Genomic DNA, 17,870 nt, shown 5'->3' on the forward strand with positions numbered 1-17,870 from the left:
CGTGGTGACGGAGGCGAACCGCCGCCGGGTGACGGACGCGGCCGGGGTGCGCGCGGCGCTGGGGAAGGGGAGCGCCGGGGCCAGCATCCTCCTGCGAGTGAAGCGGGGCGAGGCGCTCCAGTACATCGCCATCGCCCGGTGAGGGGCCGCCCGGCTAGCGCTTCTTCTTCTTGGCGTCCTTGCCGTTGAGCCACAGGCCCATGGGCTGCCCGCTGCGGCCCTCGGTGAGGAAGATGGCCTCGATGCGCGCCGTGACGCCGTGGCTCTTCCCGCCGCCCTTCTTGGGCAGGCTCCACACGCTCTGCGGGGTGAAGACAATCTGCGCCCGCACCGAGCGCGTGGAGAACAGGCGGTTGAACATCTGCAGGTTCCACCCCGCCGGCATGTCCCCCGTGACGGTGAGGTAGGGGAGGATGGGGTTGCCGCTCCCGTCCGTCTTCTTGGGCGCGCCGTGGGTGAGCGCCGAGCTGCCGCCGGGGAAGAACGGGGTGATGTGGATGCTGTACTCCCCCGTGCCCAGCGAATAGGGCCCCGGGGAGAGCATGGTGGCGTCGTCCTCGGTGACGATCATGTACAGCCGCTTGCCCTGGTACTTCTTCCGGAACGCCTCCGCGTTGGCCTTGCACTGCGAGTCCACGAAGGGCCCGTCGCAGGCGCCCACGTACTTGTCCAGGAAGGTCCCCAGCCCGCCCAGGGGCTCGGCCTCGTCGCGCAGCCTGGCGAAGCGAGGGTCCGCGTCCGCCAGGGCAAGCGCGGGCACGAGGAGGAAGGCGGCGGCGAGGAGGGTGCGGTTCACGAGCGGGGTCTCCGGGAAACAGGGGGTCAGCCTGGAATCGTGCCATTTCGGAAGGCATCCGGCACCCGTTACATGGGTGTGTATGGGTGGATGTAGGTGAAGAAGTTGCCTACATCTGGCTACCGTGTAGGTTGCGCCTGTCACCACCTGTTCCGGGAGCTACCCCCATGTTCGAGCGTCCTCACGAGCGCCGGTCCCACCTCCGTTTCGACAAGGTCTTCACCGTCTACCTCACCACCCAGGATGGGATGCTTCGGGGTGTGGGCCGCAACATCAGCGCGCGGGGCATGTTCGTGGAGGTCCGGGACCAGGTGGGCCTGGGTGAGAAGCTGAAGGTGACCTTCGCCGGCGAGGACGGGACGGAGATGACGTGCCTGTGCGAGGTCCGCTACCAGGTGGCCCTGGCCTTCGGGCGCAAGGACGGGCGCGAGGGCAGCAGCCGCGGCGTGGGGCTGCGCATCGTGGCCTATGAGACGCAGGACGACGCGCCCCTGCTGCTGGTGGACCGCGAGCGGGTGATGCACTGACGTCCTCCCGGGGCCCGGAACAAACGAAAGGGCACGGCCTCCTGGAGGAGGACCGTGCCCTTCGTGTTTCCAGCGGTGGGCGACGTGCCCGGGGCTACTGCGAGAAGCCCTCGAGGAGGTAGTGGGCCTCGATGCGCTTGAGCGCGAGAATCATGGCGGCGCAGCGGGTGTCCACCGTCTCACCGATGCAGTACTGACGGCTGTCGTGCATCTCCGTCTTGCGCGGCTGGTTGCGGGAGATGTCGCGGATGATGCGGTAGTTGCGCTTCATGGCGCGCTCGAGCCGCTGGTCGACCTCGGCCTCGCTCCAGCGCTCCATGCGCTTGTTCTGGATCCACTCGTAGTAGCTCACCGTCACGCCGCCGGCGTTGGCGATGATGTCCGGGATGAGCTCGATGCCGCGCTTCTCCAGGATGCGGTCGGCCTCCGGGGTGGTGGGGCCGTTGGCGCCCTCGGCCACCAGCTTGACGCGCAGGCGCTCCGCCACCTCGGCGGTGATTTCGCCGCCCAGGGCCGCGGGGACCAGGATGTCCGCCTGGACGTCCCACAGGTCCTTCTTGTCGATGCGCTGGGCGCCCGGGAAGCCGAGCACGCTGTGCTTGAGGTTCTTCGCGTCCTGCACGTAGGCGGAGAGCGCGCTCACGTCGATGCCGTCACCATTGAAGATGGTGCCGTCGGCGTCGTTCACCGCGAGCAGGCGGGCGCCCATCTGCGACAGGATGTTGGCGGCGTGGCTGCCCACGTTGCCGAAGCCCTGGAGGATGAACGTCTTGCCCTTCACGGACTCGCCGCGGTCGGCGTAGTAGTCCTCGATGCAGAAGGCGACGCCCTGGCCCGTGGCCTTGTTGCGGCCCTCGGAGCCACCGATGCGCACGTCCTTGCCGGTGACGATGCCGCGCAGGTTGTGGCGCTCGCGCTCGCCGTCCGAGTACTGGCGGTAGAGCAGGGCCATGATGCCGGGGTTGGTGCCCACGTCCGGCGCCGGGATGTCGATGTCCGGGCCAATCATGCTCTTGAGCCGGTACATGAAGCGCAGGGTGATGGCCTCAATCTCCTCGCGGCCGTACTCGCGCGGGTCAATCTGGATGCCGCCCTTGCCGCCGCCGAAGGGGACCTCGGCGATGGCCGTCTTCCAGGTCATCTCCGCGGCCAGGGCCTTGAAGAGGTCCAGGGACACCTCGCGGTGGTAGCGCAGGCCGCCCTTGTAGGGGCCGCGCGCCTGGTTGTGCTGCACACGGTAGGCCTTGAAGCGCTGCGACTCACCGGGGACCAGCTGGTACACCTTGCCGTCGGGCAGGCGCAGGTGGCCCTGGCGGATGTCCACGTCCGAGCCCAGCAGGGCGCGGCCGTTGAGGATGATGTTGCCGTTGGCCAGCAGCTCCAGGCCTTCCTTGTTGCGCACCTGCGTCTCGGGCAGGTTGGAGAAGGTCCGCGCCTTCTCCTCGGAGAGCGGGACGAGGCGGTCCTTCAGCTTCGCCGTCACGTAGAAGATGTGCTCGTAGTCCGGCTCCTCCAGCTCGAGGCGGACGCGCTTGTCCAGCGCGATGAGGTCCGCGGCACGATGGAAGATCTCCATCGCCTCGGTGTAGACGGTGCGCTTGGGCGTAGGGGCCGGGGCACGCATGAAATTCTCTTCGCTGGCCATGACGGAAGATGCTCCTTGTCGCGTCGCCGCTCGTGGGCGAGGCACGTAGGGGTAGCGGCGCCCTTATGTGCATAGGCGCTCCGAGAGTTCAACCGCGCCAAGCACCCGTCCTCTCACGAGAATCTGGAAAGATAACGGGCACTTATCGCAACGCGATGTGTCAGCGGCGACAGACGCGGTGTGTCATCCGTGTCAGGGTGGTCAACCGTGGAGATGGTTGGAAAACCAACGATGCGGGCGCGCGGAAACGGGCCGGGGTGGCGGGGCGGGTGCGTTCCTGCCTTCATTTCTGCTTGCCGGTCATGCGCCGTCATGGTACTCCCCGCGCACCTGTCGCGCCGACATAGCTCAGCGGTAGAGCAACTGATTCGTAATCAGTAGGTCCCCAGTTCAAGCCTGGGTGTCGGCTCCAAGAAGAAAGAAGGGCTGGTTGCTTCAAGCAACCAGCCCTTTTTGTTTTCCGCGGCGAGCAGCGCGGGGCCGCGACCGTTTCAGCGGCCCTGTGTCCTCACCGGAACTCGTCCACGATGTAGACCCCTGCGCGGGGCGAATCGATGATGGCTGTCCCTGGCTTGGACTCCGGGTGCTTTCGGAGCTGTCCGAATCCCAGTCGAGCCACGGCGCAGAGGGGCACCAGATCTCCGCCATTCATCGGTTGGGCCGCATGGTAGCGGATGACGACCTGGGGGCCTCCTGTCCACACGCGGCCGTAGAGCCGAGCGGGTGCTTCAAGGAGCCCGAGGTTCTCGTCCAGTACGCTCTCGATGTTCCCGTCGTACAAGGTGATGGGGCGCGCCCGGGTCTGGTTCGCGTCGAGTTGCACCCAGGCGGACTCACCCACGAACAGCCGGAGGTAGTTCATCACCTCCCGTGACTTCTCGGGGCACGGCTGTGGTCCCGGGCTGCCATCGGGACGGATAGAGACGCCTCCCGTCGCGGAGCCGGGGCAGCCGGAGGACACGACAAGCACGACGGCGCAGCCCAGGAGCGCGAACTTGGTGGAGGCCATGCTGCTCGCTCTTAACGCGCAGTGGTGAGGCAATCCACTCTTCGCTCGTTGTTGCCTGAAAGACAGCACAACCTGAAGGGTATGGAGCTTTCGTTCGGATGCGTGTAGTAGGGACTGCCGCGCGAACTCCGCTGAAGTTGTCAGACTCTAAAGCCAGGCTGCAGCGCGTCCTGATTCCCAGGGGCACCTTCGGGGGATGCCATGAGATGGGTTGCAGTCGTGTCGTTGCTGCTTCTTTCGGCGGGGTGCGCGACCACCCGCGTTGTCCATATCGATGTCGGGAATGGGCAGAAGGTCGTCCACGAGTCGGTGCATGTTGACCCGGTTCAGGTGAGTGAGGACGAGTTCAAGTCCGCCCTCACGCGCCTCATCCTGGACCTGCGGATGGACGTCGCTTTCCGAGAGGCTGATGAGGTGGACGAGCGCGGGTGGTCTCGGTCCAGATCGCTTCTGGCGTCCTCCCAAGGCATCGTCGATTCAGGCTCGGGCAGCTCGCTGGAGACCCTGTACTCGCACATTTGTCCCGATGCGGACGATTGCTTGACCCTGGTGGGCGGAACGGGGCTGACGTTCTCGCGCAAGGACCGGACGTTGATGGCGCTGTCCTTCGCGCTCGACACCGTATGGGAGAGCGTCGAGGTCGAGGTCGGCAAGGTGCTGAACCCAGCGGCGCTGAAGGCCCTGGTGACGTCGGCCGCGCTGACGCTGCTCCTCACGCTGGCGTTGCCCGAGCCCGTCACCAAGGTCATCGCCGTGGCCTTGACGGCGGCGATGGTGGCCTACCTGGGCGTGGTGCCCGTCTGGGAGATTGGGCGCGGATTCGTCCGGTTGTGGGATGATGCGGGGACGGCGATGAGCGTCATCGAGTTGCAAGACATCGGGCATCGGTTCGGGAGGGTGCTGGGGACGAACGGCACGCGCGTCCTGGTGCTTGTCGTCATGACGGCGCTCGGTGGAAAGAACGCGATGGCGGCCCAGGGGCCAAGGCTTCCTGGCTTTCCTCAAGCCGCGCTTCGAGCGCAGGCCGAGGCGGGATTCCAGCTCGGAGCGGCGATGAATGGCGGCGTGACTTCAATGGCGCTTCCTGCCGCCGGTGTGCTCAATGTCACCGTGGCACCCGGAGCTGCTGCCGCCCTGGCGATGTACTCGGACGGGCGGTTTCCTGGCGATGAGGTGGGGCCTGTTCATCATATCTGCACGAACAAGAACCCCATCGCCGACACTACCGGGGGGCCTTGGACGCCTGTGTGTGAAGAAATCTTCGAGAAGGCCGGGATGACGCTTGAGGATGTGGCAAACAAGGTGCGGCTCAAGGGGCATGAGGGACCTCACCCAGAATTTTACCACAATCAGGTGGTGACTCGCCTACAAACGGCCGTGCGTGCTTGCAGAACCATCGAGACCTGTCGCGCTAAGTTGCTGAATGAACTCGCGAAGATTGCAGATGAGTTGCTTACGCCGGGCACTGAGTTGCGTGGCTTCATCGTAAAGTAGGAGGGTAGGGTGGAACGGAATTTCTATTGGGTGAATATCGCTGATGTGCCTCAGTGGTACATCACGACACCTGTGCCTGCGTCTGGTGGAACGTTCGAGGAACCGTGGATGTTCGGAGAGGGGCACCCCCTTCCGGACCCTGGGCCAATCAAGGCTCGGGTCAGAAGGCAGGGTCAGAAGCGTGCCTTTGTGTTTGCGGGGGTTGAACGAACGCCTATTGTCACCGAAGCGGTTGCGAACGTTTTCAGGGCTCACGCTCCCGACGACGTTCAATTGTTTCCAGTGACGGTAGATGGAGAGGCCGAGTCGTTCTTCATTGTCAATGCAGCCAGAGTCCTTGATTGCATTGATGAAACGAATTGCCGAGAGATACAGTGTTATGCTGAAGACGACCCATTTCCTGAATATGCAGGGCAGTTTCGCTGGATTAATGGCTTGCGCATTGACTCCGCGAAGACCGAGGGCGCGCACATCTTCCGACTGAAGAAGTTCAAGATCGCCTTCATTGTCTCGGAGGACATCAAGAACGCGCTCGAAGGGGTCGGGAACCTGGGCGTGTCTTTCGAGCGCGTGACCGAGGCTCCCGACCTTCATTGACGGTCGGTGCTGAGCGCCGAGTTGGCGACGATTCCGAACTTCAAAACGGCGTTCACGAAGTCATCACTTCGCTGTCGCGAGAGTAGACGAGGCCGTCCTTCTGGACCGCGCCGATGCACAGGAAGTCGCCGGAATCGAAGCCGACGTGGAGGACTCGCTGGGCGGCGTCTCCAAGGAGGCTTGGCCCCATGCGCTGTGCGAGATGCCGGACTGCGAGCGCGGCATATGCCAGCGCCAAGGGGTATTCGGCATCGTTCCCGAGGCCTTCCTCGCTCCCGTAGGCGAGCTGGTAGATGGAGTCGAGGACGGTGGAGCCCGCGTCGGGCGTGTCCTTGCCCCACCGCTGCCGAAACAGCCAGTCAGAGTCGGTCGCGTCGTAGGGGGCCCCGATGAGATGGAGGTCCGCTGTCACGCGCCCCTGCACGGTCGGGTTGAAGAGACCAAACCAAAGGCCGGTGATGGGCGCTGGCGGCGGCGCTGTCCTCATGATGGTTTCGAGCCATTGCTGGAGCTGCCGGAGGTCGCCCTCCACCTCCAGCGCCCGCAGGGCGGACCAGCCTGGATGAGGGCGTGCTGCCTCGCAGAACTGGATGATGTGCAGGAGCGCCTCCGCGACGGAGAGGTCCGACTTCACGACGCGCTCAATCTCTCCGAATAGCTTTCTGTAGTCGTAGGCGGGCATGGCGCGATTATACGTGTCCCTTCCGCGAGCGTGCGTGAAGGGCTCTGGGTCAGTGGTGCGCGGGCAGGGGTTCCTCGACGGCCTCGGGCGCCTCGGCGGTGCGCACCTCGACGCGCGGCAGTCGCACCAGCTCCATCGTGGCGGACGCCAGGTCGATGCCCTCCTCGCGGAAGCGCATGAGCACGCGCCGGGAGATGTCGTCCTTCACCTCGCGCACGCCGTACGTCTTCACGAGGAAGCGCACGCTCAGCTCCACCCAATTGTCCGTGAGCCGCAGGTAGACGCGAGGCTCCAACTCGCTGGCATGAATGAGGAAACGCTCGCGCAGGTGGGCCAGCTCCCGGTGGCCCTCCTCGATGATGCCGGCGGTGGCCTCGCGCACGGCCGTCAGCACGGTGGCCTCGGCGCGCTGCAGGTCCGTGTCGTACCGCAGGGGGAGCCGGAGCTCCTCCCAGAGGAAGTTGAAGCTGCGCGTATAGTTGTACGTGGGCTGCTTGAAGACCTCCGCGTTGGTGATGGTGACGACGCGCCCGGTGTACTGGCGCGCGGACACCCAGTGGTGCGGGTCGGGGTTCAGCAGCGCGGGCACCCCCATCTCCATCACCGTCGTCTTGAGCAGGCCAATGTCCAGCACGTCTCCGCGCACGTCTCCAAGCTGGATGCGGTCGCCCAGATCGAACGTCTTGCCGAACACGATGACGAAGTAGCCCGCCACGGACAGCACCGCGTTCTGCGAGGCGAAGGCGAGCCCGCCGGCCAGCAGGCCCAGGAACGTCGCCAGACGGTTGGGGTTGTCGAACCAGATGGACAGGAGCAGCAGCGCACCCAGCGCGCCGAACGCGAGCCGGATGCCCTTGCGCGCCCAGATGGAGCGGCGAGACACGCCCGTGCCCAGCCCCACCACCACCGTCAGCAGCGCGCGCACACCCAGCACCACCGCGAGCACGGTCAGCGACAGCACCACCTTCTGCAGCGTCTCGGCGTTGAGGCCGAGGACGCGGACGCCGAACAGCTCCATGCCCACAAGCTGTGTTGGCCTCCAGGGCGCCACAAGGACGCAGGCGTCACGCGGCGGACAACCAGACAGGCGCAGGCCCGGCGCGGCGCCTGGAGGAATTCGGGCCCGAGGTGAGAACGGGGCGAAAGCACCTGGGCGACGACGACCGTGCGCTGCCCGACAGCGCTTCCGCACGGGCGCGGACGGCGCGGGTGGTGCACTGTTCTCGAGCCGCCACACGCACGGTCGACGAAGCACGGCGCATTTCGCGGAGGCGGCGTTCCGTCTACCTCCCAGGCTTGAACTGGAGGCAGACCATGGCTTCGGACGACAACAACCCCCCTTCCCGCCGTCAAGTCGTCGGAGGGCTGGCCACTGGCGTCGCCGCGGCGCTCGCCACGCCAGCGCTGGCCCAGGACGGTGGGACGGCACCTGCCGCCGCGGCGCCGCTCCAGAACCCTGTCACGCTGTACCCGAAGCCTCCGTTCGCGAAGCAGTCGCAGCCCTGGCCGGGGCTCTCGAGCAAGATGCAGCCCCGGCCGGACCATGGCGAGAAGCGCTACAAGGGCGCTGGTCGCCTCGCGGGCCGCAGGGCGCTCATCACCGGCGGAGACTCCGGCATCGGCCGCGCCGCCGCCATCGCCTACGCGCGCGAGGGCGCGGACGTGGCCATCAACTACCTCCCCGCGGAGGAGCCCGACGCGCAGGAGGTGGTGGCGCTCATCAAGGCCGCGGGCCGCAAGGCGGTGACGCTGCCCGGCGACCTCCGGAGCGAGGCCTTCTGCAAGAAGCTCATCGCCGACGCCGTGAGCCGGCTCGGGGGCCTCGACATCCTCGTCAACAACGCCGCCCGGCAGCAGAGCCACGACTCCATCCTCGACATCACCACCGAGCAGCTCGACTGGACCTTGAAGACGAACCTCTACGCGATGTTCTGGCTCACCAAGGCGGCCGTGCCGCACCTCAAGCCCGGGGCGACCATCATCAACACCACCTCCGTCGTCTCGTATGACCCGCCGGAGAACCTGCTCGACTACGCGATGACCAAGGCCGGCATCACGAACTTCACCCAGTGCCTGGCCAAGCAGCTGGCGAAGCAGGGCATCCGGGTGAACGGCGTGGCGCCGGGGCCTTTCTGGACGCCGCTCCAGGTGACGGGCGGGCAGACGCAGCAGAACCTCGTCACGTTCGGTGAGAACACGCCCCTGGGCCGCCCCGGCCAGCCCGCGGAGCTCGCGAGCATCTATGTAGAGCTGGCGAGCCCGGGGACCAGCTACTCCACCGGGCAGATTTTCGGCGCCACCGGCGGGCGTGGCGGTCCCTGAGCCGCCTTACGACGGGCGGCGGGCTGCGTCCCCGTCATCGTGGCGCGCCTGCCTGGGGCGAGGCAGCGTCTCCGGGGGCGCGTCCTGCCGGCGAATCACGGACATGGAGCCGTCGGTCTCCAGCACGACGGCCTCCACCGCCTCAAGCCGGGCCACGCCCTGGTCGCGCAGCACGGAGAGCACCTCCTCCTCCACCACCCGGGCCCGGCGCATGGCCTGGGGGAGGAAGCGGCCCTGGCGCACGAGCATGACCGGCTCGGACTTCACCAGCGTGTTGAAGGCGGGCCACCTTCCCGACGTCCAGGTGACGAGGAACTGGAGGCCGATGAGCACCGCGAAGGCGAGCAGGCCCTCTGCCAGGGCCACGTCCTTGGACAGCAGCACCGTGGCCAGCGTCGACCCCAGCGCCACCGTCACCACCAGGTCGAAGGCGTTGAGCTTGGAGAGGGTCCTCGGACCGGAGAGGCGCAGCATCAGCACGAGGGCCACGTAGGCCGCCGCGCCCACGAACAGCACCCGGGCCAGGTCATGCCAATTGTCGAAGAACATCGTCCTCCTGGAGTCCTGCGTGGCGTCAGTGGGCGTTCCGCGTCGTGGAGGCGCTGCCCCCCAGCCCCAACGCTTCCCGGTTCTTGAAGAAGATGAAGACGCCCATCACGACAAGGAAGCCGGAGAAGGCTGCCTTGAGCGTCGCCTGGGAGACGAAGTGGGACGCCCAGGTGCCCAGCAGGATGCCCACCACGGCGATGGCCGTGAAGATGCCCAGGGAGACCCAGGGCACCTCGACGTGGCCGAGGTAGCCGGCGAAGCCCACGAGGGAGTTGAGGGCGATGACGAGCAGGCTGGTGCCCACCGCCTGCTTCATGGGCAGGCCCACCAGCAGCACCAGCGCCGGGACGATGAGGAAGCCGCCGCCCACGCCGACCAGGCCGGTGAGCCCCCCCACCCCGAGCGCGGCCAGCGCCATGAGGGGGAAGGACGCCCTCCGGGGCTCGGGCGCCCGCGCGGCGTCCTTCCGGCCGTTGCGGAACATGAAGACCGCGGAGACGAGCATCACCGTGGCGAAGAGCAGGAGCTGCGTCGTCCCGGAGATGAGCGCGGACAGGCGCGCTCCTGCGTAGGTGCCCGCCATGGCCACCACCCCGAAGACGAGGGCCGCCTTCCACTGGACGTTGCCCTTGCGCCAGTGGCTCGCCGCGCCGAAGAGGCTGGTGACGCCCACCACGGCCAGTCCCATGGCGATGGACTCCTTGGCCCCGAAGCCCAGGACGTACACGAGGATGGGGACGGTGATGATGGAGCCGCCGCCGCCGAGCAGGCCGAGCGACAGGCCCATGAGCGCCGCGAGGGAGAAGCCGAGGAAGGGCATGGTGTCTTTCCTGTCGTGACGCGCGGTCAGCCCAGGGGCGGCGCGGGCGGCTCACGCACGGCGAGCATCCCGCCCGCCAGGTTGAAGAGGTGTTTGAAGCCGCCACGTGCGAGCAGCTCCGCCGCCTGCGCGGAGCGCCCGCCCGAGCGGCAGATGAGCAGCAGCGGCGCCTCGCGCGGCCACGCGGTGGCGGCGGCCTCCAGCGTGCCCAGGGGGACGAGCTCGGCGCCGGGCAGGTGGCCCAGGGGGCCCGTGTACTCGTCCGGCTCGCGCACGTCGATGCGCCGCACCTCGGGGCCGAGCGTGTCGAGCCTTGAGGGCGCGATGTTCTGATAGGGGCGGGGTGTCATGGTCGGGACTCCTGCGAAGGGGCCAAGGAGCTCAGGCTCCCTGGGGTGAGGGCGCCGTGTGTCCACAGGCGCGGTTGGCCGGGACGGCGGCGTCAATCAGCCTGGGCTTGGGCAGGTTGAGGTTCTCCATGATGTGGATGAACTCCTCCTGGCTCTTGCCGGCCACGCGGGGGTTGTGTCGCTTCTCCTCGCCGATGCTCGTCACCGTGCGGCCCTTGTAGTCGTGGGCGGGGTAGACGAGCGTCTCGTCGGGGAGGGCGAAGAGGACGCGCGTGAGGCTGTCGTAGAGCTGGCTCGCGTCCCCGTTCTGGAAGTCGGTGCGGCCGTTGCCGCGCACGAGCAGGGCATCCCCGGTGAAGACGCGGTCGCCGAGCAGGTAGCTGAGGCTGTCGTCCGTGTGCCCCGGAGTGGCGAGCACCTGGAAGACGAGCTGCCCGACGCGCACCTCGTCCCCGTGACGGACCTGGACGTTGGCGCAGCTGGCGCCGTTCACGCTCCCCACCACCGTGGCCTGCGTGCGCTCCCGCAGCGCGCCCGACGCGGTGACGTGGTCGGCGTGGACGTGGGTGTCGAAGACGTGGGTGAGGGTGAGGTCCAGCTCGGCCACCAGCTGCAGGTCGCGGTCGGCCTGCTCCAGCACGGGGTCGATGAGGACGGCCTGGCGCGTGGCCTCGTCGCCGATGAGGTAGGTGTACGTCGAGGACTCGGAATCGAAAAGCTGCCGGAAAATCATGTCGAAGCCTCCTGTCCATGAGAGCCCGAGGCGTGGAAGAAGGATTCAGGCCCTCCTGCTGAATCCTTTCCTGGGCATCTGGCTCTCACGCGACATGACCTCCTCCCTCCTCCTTCCTCTCCTCGGCGGAGCCCTCATCGGGCTGAGCGCCTCCCTGTTGCTCCTGGCCAACGGCCGGGTCGCCGGCATCAGCGGCGTGGTGGGCGCATTGCTGGCCCCCGTGCGCGGTGACATCGCCTGGCGCGTGCTCTTCTTCGCCGGGCTGCTCGGCGGGGGCCTGCTGCTCGCCTGGCTGCGGCCCGGCTCCTTCCCCGCGCCCTCGGCCCCGAGCGCGGGCGGCGTCTGGCTGCTGGCGGGGGCGGGACTGCTGGTGGGGTTCGGCTCGCGGCTGGGCAACGGCTGCACCAGCGGGCACGGCGTCTGCGGCATCAGCCGGGGCTCGGTCCGCTCCATCTCCGCCACGCTCACCTTCATGGCCACCGGCGTCCTCACCGTCTTCCTGGTCCGCCACGTCCTCTAGAGAAAGCCCCCCATGCGTTCCTCCCTCAGTGCGTTCTTCAGCGGCCTCATCTTCGCCCTCGGCCTGGGCCTCGCCGGCATGACGGACCCGGCCAACGTCCTCGGCTTCCTCGACATCACGGGCGACTGGGACTACCGGCTCGCGTTCGTGATGGGCGGCGCCATCGCCGTTCACGCGGCGCTGCGGCCCCTCATCCACCAGCGCGCGCGACCCCTGTTCGCCGCCAGGTTCCCCGCGTTCTCCGCCAGCAAGCCGGACGCGAAGCTCCTCGTGGGCTCGGCTCTCTTCGGCGTGGGCTGGGGTCTGGGCGGCTACTGCCCTGGCCCCGCGCTCACCGCGCTGGCGACCGGGGCCTTCCCGTTGCTCGTCTTCGTGCCCGCGATGTTCGCCGGCTTCTATCTCGCGCAGGTGCTGCAGGCGCGCAGCGGCGCGGGCGCACCGCGTCCGGAGGCGCCTCATGCAGGCGCCGCGTCCGCTCCATAGCCCCGCCTCCGCCGCGTGGAAGCCGAGGGCGCTCCACCTTTCCGAGCGCCCCGGCCTTCACCGGGAACCTTTCACCCGCCCCACCGTGTCCTCATGCCCGTGAGCGCCCGCGCCTTCATTGAACGTGCCCTGGAGCACCTGCCTGCCCTGAGGCGGGTGGGGCGCCGGCTGACGGGCAGTGCCGCGGAGGCGGATGACCTGGTGCAGGAGACGCTGGCGCGCGCCCTGGAGCAGCGCGGCGCGCTGAGAGAGCCCGCGCGCCTGAAGGCCTGGCTGCTCGCCGTGCAGCGCACCGTGCACCTCAACTCCCGCCGGGGCTTGCGGCCTCACCTGGAGGTGCTGGAGGGCGGCCTGGGCCGGTCGCCGCCACCGGAGCCCTCCGCGGACCTGGAGGCGGAGCTGCACGCGCGCACCCTGAGCGCGGAGATGAAGGCGGCGCTCGAGTCCCTGGCGCCGGAGTGGCGCGACACGTTGTGGCTGCGAGAAGTCGAGGAGCTGAGCTACGAGGAGATCGCCCAGGTGCAGGGCTGCCCGGTGGGCACCGTGCGCTCGCGGCTGGCGAGGGCGCGGCTGGCGATGCTCGACTTCCTCGAGAAGGAGAAGGCCCATGGAAGCCTGTAGCGCCCAGTGGCAGGAGCGTCTCTCCGCGTGGTTCGACGGTGAGGCCCAGGCTCATGAGCAGCAGGCGGTCGAGCGCCACCTGGCCCGCTGCGCGGGCTGTGCCCGGGAGGCGGCCCGCTACGCCTCGCTGCGCCAGGCGCTGAAGGCGGAGGGCGCCGCGGAGGCGCGAGTGCCGCCCGTGCTGGAGGAGCGCGTCACCCGGCTGGCGCCGCGCTCCCGGCCGTCCTTTCCCAGGCGGAGGCTGGCGGCGGGCCTGGCCGCGGCGCTGATGTCGGTGGGCGTGCTCTGGACGTCCTGGCCCAGCGGCATGGGCATGAATGAAGCGCTGGCGATGGACCTCGAGCGGCACCACCTCAAGGCCTTCTCGCGGGTGACGCCCTGCGAGTTCGAGTCCTCGGACCCGGCCGAAGTGAAGGCGTGGGTGGAGCGGGAGGTGGGCTATGCGGTGGAGGTGCCGGTGGTGCCCGGGGCGACGTTGCTGGGCGCCCGTCGCTGCCGGCTGCATGGAAAGCTCTCCGCCTCGCTGCTGTACCGGCACGAGGGCGGCAAGGCGATGACGCTCTTCCTTCCCCTGCCGGGCTCGGACGCGGCGCGGGAGGCGGCCCGCTTCGCCGGTGACGGGCCCCGGTGTACGCAGGGGCCCGTGGGTGAGCGCATCTGCGTGGCGCCTCGTGGGGGCGCGCTGGCCGTCTCCGAGCTGGAGCCCGCGGTGCTCCTGGCCGCGCTGGCCCGCCTCGCTCCCTGAGGCGCCTGGGTGCCCGGGCAGCGGCCGGGGCGCCGGGCGGGGAGGGCGCTGAATCCTTTGGCCGCCGCCGCGGCTCTCACCGGGCTGCACGCACTTTCCGGCGGCCCTCTGGCCTCCGGTGCTGGATGGAGCCTCGCCATGAAGGTCGTTCTCGTCATCACCGTCGCCACGTTCGTGGGTCTCCTCTTCCTCGCCTGCGCGCGCCCGCGGCCAGGTGACGCCGCCGTGGGGGCCGAGGCCCGCCGCCGGGTGGAGGCGGGCGCCACGCTGGTAGATGTCCGCACGCCCGAGGAGTACGCCGCCGGGCACCTGCCGGGCGCGGTGAACATCCCCGTGGGAGAACTGGCACGGCGGCTCGGTGAGCTTGGCTCGCCGGGGACGCCCCTGGTCGTCTACTGCCGCAGTGGCGCGCGCAGCGGACGCGCCGAGCGCTTGTTGAAGGCGCAGGGGTTCCAGGACGTCTTCAACCTCGGGCCCATGTCGGCGTGGCCGTGACGCGCGAGGCGGTCGAGGCGCGCCGCCGTTCGGGAACTCCGCGCGGCCCGCCTCGTGTCTCCTTCGCTGTCTCCCGCCAACCTTCATGAGGTGCTCCACGATGTCCCGTCTTGTGTCCGCGCTCTGCGCGCTGCTCGCCCTGGCCTCCGGCTGTGCTTCCTCCCGGCCCCCGGTCGCGGACAGCGCGCCCACGCCGCAGCGCCAGCAGCTCACCGTCCTCTACGTGGCGGACCTGCACGCGCAGCTTCGCGCCCACCCCGAGCTCTTCTGGCGCGACGGAGAGGAGCGCATCGAGCTGGCGGGCGGCTTCGCCCGTGTCGCCGCCGCCATTCAGCAGATTCGGGCCGAGCGCGGCGGGGACGTGCTGGTGCTCGACGCTGGTGACACGATTCAAGGCTCGGGCGCGGCGGCACTCAGCGAGGGCGGGGCCCTCATCGAACCGCTCAACGCGCTCGGGTTGGACGGCGCGGTGCCCGGCAACTGGGAGGTGGTGTACGGCCCCGCGGTGCTGCGCCAGCGCGCCCGCGAGCTGAAGCACCCGTTCTTCGCGGCCAACCTGCGCGACGCGGCCAGCGGCGAGCGGCTCTTCCCGCCGTACCTGGTGAAGACGGTGGGCGGGGTGAAGGTGGCCGTGGTGGGCTTCACGGACCCGGACGTCCCGCGCCGCCAGCCCCCGGGGTACAGCCAGGGTCTGCGCTACGACGGCCCGGAGGCGCTGCCGGCGCTGGTGCGCGAGGTGCGCGAGCGCGAGGGCGCCCAGGTGGTGCTCCTGATGACGCACGTGGGGCTCGCCAAGGCCGTGGGGCTGGCCGCCAGGGTGCCCGGCGTGGACGCCCACCTCTCCAGCGACACGCACGAGCGCACCTATGCGCCCATCGAGCAGGCGGGAAGCTGGGTGGTGGAGCCCGGCGCCTTCGGCTCCTTCCTCGGCCGGATGGACTTGTGGCTGGAGGACGGGGAGGTGGTGGACCGCCGGTGGGAGCTCATCGAGCTGACCGCGTCGCGCTTCCCCGAGGACCCAGCGGTGGCGCGGCTCGTGGACGCCGCGCTCGCGCCTTACGAGGAGAAGCTGTCCTCGCCGGTGGGGCACACCGACGTGACGCTCGCGCGCTACGCGGTGGTGGAGAACCCGCTGGACAACGTGCTGGCTGACGCCATCCGCGCCGCGGGCGGAACGCAGATTGGCCTGTCCAACGGCTTCCGCTTCGGCACGCCGCTGCTGCCCGGGCCCGTGCGCGAGGCGGACCTGTGGAACTTCTTCCCCATCATCAACAACCTGAAGACGGGCAAGGTGAGTGGCCGCCAGCTCCGCGCCTTCTGGGAGCAGGAGCTGGAGAACGTCTTCGCGAAGGACCCGGAGCAGCGCTTCGGCGGGTGGCTGCCGCGCCCCTCGGGGATGACGCTGCGCTTCCGCTCGGACGCTCCCAAGGGGCAGCGCCTCCTCGCCCTGGAGGTCGCCGGCGAGCCGGTGGTGGACGAGCGCCTCTACACCGTGACGGCCTGCGAGCGGGAAGGGGACTCGCCGGACATGCTCTGCCGCATCCCGGGTGTCCAGGAGCCGCGGGTGCTCGACGTGGACGCGCACGAAGCGGTGCGCCGCTTCCTCGCCGGCAAGCCGCGGCTGCGCGCGTCGCTGGAGGGCCGCGCGGTGGGCGAGGACCTGCCGGCCGTGCTCCGCACCCAGCAGGTCCAGCCGTGAGCGCGACTTCCTCCTACCGCCCTCCTGAAATGACCGCACCTCTCGCCGCTTCCAACTCGACTCGCGCCGCGCCTCCGCCTGGAGGCCCCTGGCGCCGACGGCTGCCGGGCCTGGGGCTGGCCGCCGGGCTGGCGGTGGTCAGCTACGGGCTGGCCACGCTCCCCGGCCTCAAGGTGGTGGGGCCCCTCACGGTGGCCCTGTTGATTGGCATCTCCCTGCGCACGGCCCTGGGGCTGGCCCCCGGACTGGTGGAGGGCACGCGCTACTCGGCGCGCACGGTGCTGCGGCTGGGCATCGTGCTGATGGGGGCGCGGCTCGACTTCGGGCTGGTGGCGAAGGTGGGCCCGCGCGTGCTGCTGCTGGCCCTGGCCGTCATCGTCGGCGGCATCCTGGGCATCCGCTGGGTGACGAAGCGCTTCGGCGTGCCGGAGAAGCTGGGCACGCTGCTGGCCGTGGGCACTTCCATTTGTGGCGCCAGCGCGGTGGTGGCCGCCAGCTCCGTCACCCGCGCGGAGGAGGAGGACACCACGCTGGCGGTGGGCCTGTGCGGAATCCTGGGCACGGTGGGCGTCCTCTTCTACGTCTTCGTGGGGCCGCTGCTGGGGCTGAGCACCGCGCAGCTCGCCATCCTGTCGGGCGCCACGTTGCATGAGGTGGCGCAGGTCATGGCCGCGGCCTTCACCTGGGGCACCGCTGCCGGGGACCTGGGCACGCTGGTCAAGCTCACCCGCGTGGTGCTGCTGGCCCCCGCGCTCGTGGTGCTGGGGCTGGTCTCCGGTGCGGGCGGGCAGGTGCGCTACTCGCTGAAGGAGCCGCCCATCCCGTGGTTCGTCATCGGCTTCCTCGCGGTGGGCGTGCTGGGCACGGTGGGCGTGGTGCCCGCCGCCGCCAAGGCGTGGCTCTCCACCGCCAGCGTCTTCCTCATGGTGATGGCCATGGCGGCCATGGGGCTGGGCACCCACCTGCGCATGGTCCGCCGCGCGGGCATGCGGGTCGTCTACGCGGGCCTCGTTGGCTTCGCCGCCCTGGCGCTGTCCGCCTGGGGACTCATCCAGTTGCTGTCCATCCAGTAGTCCTCGAACTGATTCGGAGTCCGTGCTGATGAATCGCTTCCTGCCGTTGCTCGTCATCTCGCTTGTCACCGCGCCCCTGGCCTCGCTCGCCGCGCCGCCGTCCCAGCCCGCGAAGCAGGAGGTGCCCGCTCGCCAGGGCAAGCTCGTCTTCGTGGCCACCACGGGCCTGGAGGACCTCGGCACCCTGTCCAGCTCCCTCCGGCACGTGAAGAACGCCAAGGAGTCGGGCTACCTCTCGGACGTGGTGTGGCTCACCTACGGCCGCGCGGTGGTGGCGCTGGACCCGACGGTGAAGGCCGTGCCGGCGGAGGTCCGCGAGGCGGCCCAGGCGGCGAAGGCCGCGGGCGTGCGGCTGGTGGCGTGCGCCTCCGCGCTGAGGAAGTTCGGCATCGACCCGAAGACGCTCCAGCCCCAGGCCGACGTGGTGGACAACGGCGTGGCGGAGCTGTCGCGCCTGGTGGCCGAGGGCTACCAGGTCATCCGCTACTAGCAAGGCGTGGCCACCCATGGAGCGCGCGAAACACAGGACGCGGACCGTGCTGTCCCTCTGCCTGCTGGCCCTGGCCGGCGTGGCGCGGCGAGGCCGGGCCGAGGAGGTGGTGGAGGAGGAGGCCGCGGAGACCGGGCCGCGGCTGGAGGTCAAGGAGGGGCTCCAAGTCCGAATCGACCAGGGGCTGGGCGCTCCGGGCGCCGCCGCCGTGAGCCTGCGA

Annotated in this window: 21 protein-coding genes and 1 tRNA gene; 13 read left to right on the forward strand and 9 right to left on the reverse strand. The window is 69.3% G+C overall.

Features of this window, described 5'->3' with window-relative positions; all coding sequences use genetic code 11:
• Positions 1–154: 154 nt before the first annotated feature.
• The gene (locus tag G4D87_RS16410; RefSeq protein ID WP_163783013.1) at positions 155–796 is read right to left on the reverse strand and encodes a DUF6066 family protein; all 642 of its coding nucleotides are present in this window, start codon (positions 794–796) and stop codon (positions 155–157) included.
• A gap of 167 nt (positions 797–963) precedes the next feature.
• Here G4D87_RS16410 and G4D87_RS16415 point away from each other — a divergent pair, with 167 nt between their 5' ends.
• Positions 964–1,323, forward strand: a complete 360-nt coding sequence (locus G4D87_RS16415) for a PilZ domain-containing protein (RefSeq protein WP_013940932.1) — start codon at positions 964–966, stop codon at positions 1,321–1,323.
• Between the two features lie 94 nt (positions 1,324–1,417).
• Here the strand turns inward: G4D87_RS16415 and G4D87_RS16420 are convergent, their stop codons facing one another.
• A complete protein-coding gene (locus tag G4D87_RS16420; protein ID WP_163783014.1) occupies positions 1,418–2,968 on the reverse strand; it encodes a Glu/Leu/Phe/Val dehydrogenase dimerization domain-containing protein in 1,551 nt (516 codons plus the stop codon).
• 337 nt (positions 2,969–3,305) lie between these two features.
• Here G4D87_RS16420 and G4D87_RS16425 point away from each other — a divergent pair.
• Positions 3,306–3,380: transfer RNA gene (locus tag G4D87_RS16425), tRNA-Thr, on the forward strand.
• 96 nt (positions 3,381–3,476) lie between these two features.
• Here the strand turns inward: G4D87_RS16425 and G4D87_RS16430 are convergent.
• A complete protein-coding gene (locus G4D87_RS16430; protein WP_163783015.1) occupies positions 3,477–3,977 on the reverse strand; it encodes a hypothetical protein in 501 nt (166 codons plus the stop codon).
• A gap of 201 nt (positions 3,978–4,178) precedes the next feature.
• On the opposite strand from G4D87_RS16430, the gene G4D87_RS16435 reads away from it, so the two are divergent.
• Together G4D87_RS16435 and G4D87_RS16440 are read left to right on the forward strand one after the other, a co-directional pair.
• Complete coding sequence (locus tag G4D87_RS16435; RefSeq protein ID WP_163783016.1) at positions 4,179–5,471, forward strand: AHH domain-containing protein; 1,293 nt, start codon at positions 4,179–4,181, stop codon at positions 5,469–5,471.
• A 9-nt stretch (positions 5,472–5,480) separates the two neighbouring features.
• Positions 5,481–6,068, forward strand: a complete 588-nt coding sequence (locus G4D87_RS16440; protein WP_205507609.1) for an imm11 family protein — start codon at positions 5,481–5,483, stop codon at positions 6,066–6,068.
• Positions 6,069–6,120: 52 nt separating this feature from the next.
• Here the strand turns inward: G4D87_RS16440 and G4D87_RS16445 are convergent, their stop codons facing one another.
• Together G4D87_RS16445 and G4D87_RS16450 are read right to left on the reverse strand one after the other, a co-directional pair.
• Complete coding sequence (locus G4D87_RS16445) at positions 6,121–6,750, reverse strand: hypothetical protein (protein ID WP_163783017.1); 630 nt, start codon at positions 6,748–6,750, stop codon at positions 6,121–6,123.
• Between the two features lie 49 nt (positions 6,751–6,799).
• On the reverse strand, positions 6,800–7,768 hold the full coding sequence (locus tag G4D87_RS16450) for a mechanosensitive ion channel family protein (protein WP_163783018.1): 969 nt from the start codon (positions 7,766–7,768) through the stop codon (positions 6,800–6,802).
• Positions 7,769–8,064: 296 nt separating this feature from the next.
• On the opposite strand from G4D87_RS16450, the gene G4D87_RS16455 reads away from it, so the two are divergent.
• Positions 8,065–9,072, forward strand: coding sequence for an SDR family oxidoreductase (locus G4D87_RS16455; RefSeq protein WP_163783019.1), 1,008 nt, complete (start codon positions 8,065–8,067; stop codon positions 9,070–9,072).
• 6 nt (positions 9,073–9,078) lie between these two features.
• Here the strand turns inward: G4D87_RS16455 and G4D87_RS16460 are convergent, their stop codons facing one another.
• From G4D87_RS16460 to G4D87_RS16475, 4 genes are read right to left on the reverse strand one after another with little or no spacing between them, the layout of a single operon-like run.
• Positions 9,079–9,621: a DUF421 domain-containing protein gene (locus G4D87_RS16460; protein ID WP_163783020.1), complete on the reverse strand. Its 543-nt coding sequence runs from the start codon at positions 9,619–9,621 to the stop codon at positions 9,079–9,081.
• Between the two features lie 25 nt (positions 9,622–9,646).
• Positions 9,647–10,441 carry a sulfite exporter TauE/SafE family protein gene (locus G4D87_RS16465; RefSeq protein WP_163783021.1) on the reverse strand — a complete coding sequence of 265 codons (795 nt, stop codon included), beginning with the start codon at positions 10,439–10,441 and terminating at the stop codon, positions 9,647–9,649.
• Positions 10,442–10,467: 26 nt separating this feature from the next.
• The gene (locus G4D87_RS16470; RefSeq protein ID WP_163783022.1) at positions 10,468–10,791 is read right to left on the reverse strand and encodes a rhodanese-like domain-containing protein; all 324 of its coding nucleotides are present in this window, start codon (positions 10,789–10,791) and stop codon (positions 10,468–10,470) included.
• Between the two features lie 31 nt (positions 10,792–10,822).
• Entirely contained in the window at positions 10,823–11,524 is a 702-nt protein-coding gene (locus tag G4D87_RS16475; protein WP_163783023.1) for an MBL fold metallo-hydrolase, read from the reverse strand.
• Between the two features lie 94 nt (positions 11,525–11,618).
• On the opposite strand from G4D87_RS16475, the gene G4D87_RS16480 reads away from it, so the two are divergent.
• The 8 genes from G4D87_RS16480 (at position 11,619) to G4D87_RS16515 (ending at position 17,650) form a co-directional block, all read left to right on the forward strand.
• On the forward strand, positions 11,619–12,044 hold the full coding sequence (locus G4D87_RS16480; protein ID WP_163783024.1) for a YeeE/YedE family protein: 426 nt from the start codon (positions 11,619–11,621) through the stop codon (positions 12,042–12,044).
• A 12-nt stretch (positions 12,045–12,056) separates the two neighbouring features.
• Positions 12,057–12,527, forward strand: a complete 471-nt coding sequence (locus G4D87_RS16485) for a DUF6691 family protein (protein ID WP_163783025.1) — start codon at positions 12,057–12,059, stop codon at positions 12,525–12,527.
• A gap of 93 nt (positions 12,528–12,620) precedes the next feature.
• Positions 12,621–13,148, forward strand: coding sequence for an RNA polymerase sigma factor (locus tag G4D87_RS16490; protein ID WP_163783026.1), 528 nt, complete (start codon positions 12,621–12,623; stop codon positions 13,146–13,148).
• Complete coding sequence (locus G4D87_RS16495; protein WP_163783027.1) at positions 13,135–13,893, forward strand: anti-sigma factor family protein; 759 nt, start codon at positions 13,135–13,137, stop codon at positions 13,891–13,893. The genes G4D87_RS16490 and G4D87_RS16495 overlap by 14 nt, the downstream gene beginning before the upstream one ends.
• A 138-nt stretch (positions 13,894–14,031) precedes the next feature.
• Positions 14,032–14,388, forward strand: a complete 357-nt coding sequence (locus G4D87_RS16500; protein ID WP_163783028.1) for a rhodanese-like domain-containing protein — start codon at positions 14,032–14,034, stop codon at positions 14,386–14,388.
• 100 nt (positions 14,389–14,488) lie between these two features.
• Complete coding sequence (locus tag G4D87_RS16505) at positions 14,489–16,087, forward strand: bifunctional metallophosphatase/5'-nucleotidase (RefSeq protein WP_163783029.1); 1,599 nt, start codon at positions 14,489–14,491, stop codon at positions 16,085–16,087.
• A 29-nt stretch (positions 16,088–16,116) separates the two neighbouring features.
• Positions 16,117–17,160 (forward strand): YeiH family protein, encoded by a 1,044-nt coding sequence (locus G4D87_RS16510; RefSeq protein ID WP_163783030.1) that lies wholly within the window; start codon positions 16,117–16,119, stop codon positions 17,158–17,160.
• A 28-nt stretch (positions 17,161–17,188) separates the two neighbouring features.
• Complete coding sequence (locus G4D87_RS16515; RefSeq protein ID WP_163783031.1) at positions 17,189–17,650, forward strand: DsrE family protein; 462 nt, start codon at positions 17,189–17,191, stop codon at positions 17,648–17,650.
• The last annotated feature ends 220 nt before the right edge of the window (positions 17,651–17,870 follow it).

The sequence above is a fragment of the Myxococcus vastator genome, from assembly GCF_010894475.1.
In the GTDB taxonomy this organism is placed as follows: Bacteria; Myxococcota; Myxococcia; order Myxococcales; family Myxococcaceae; genus Myxococcus; species Myxococcus vastator.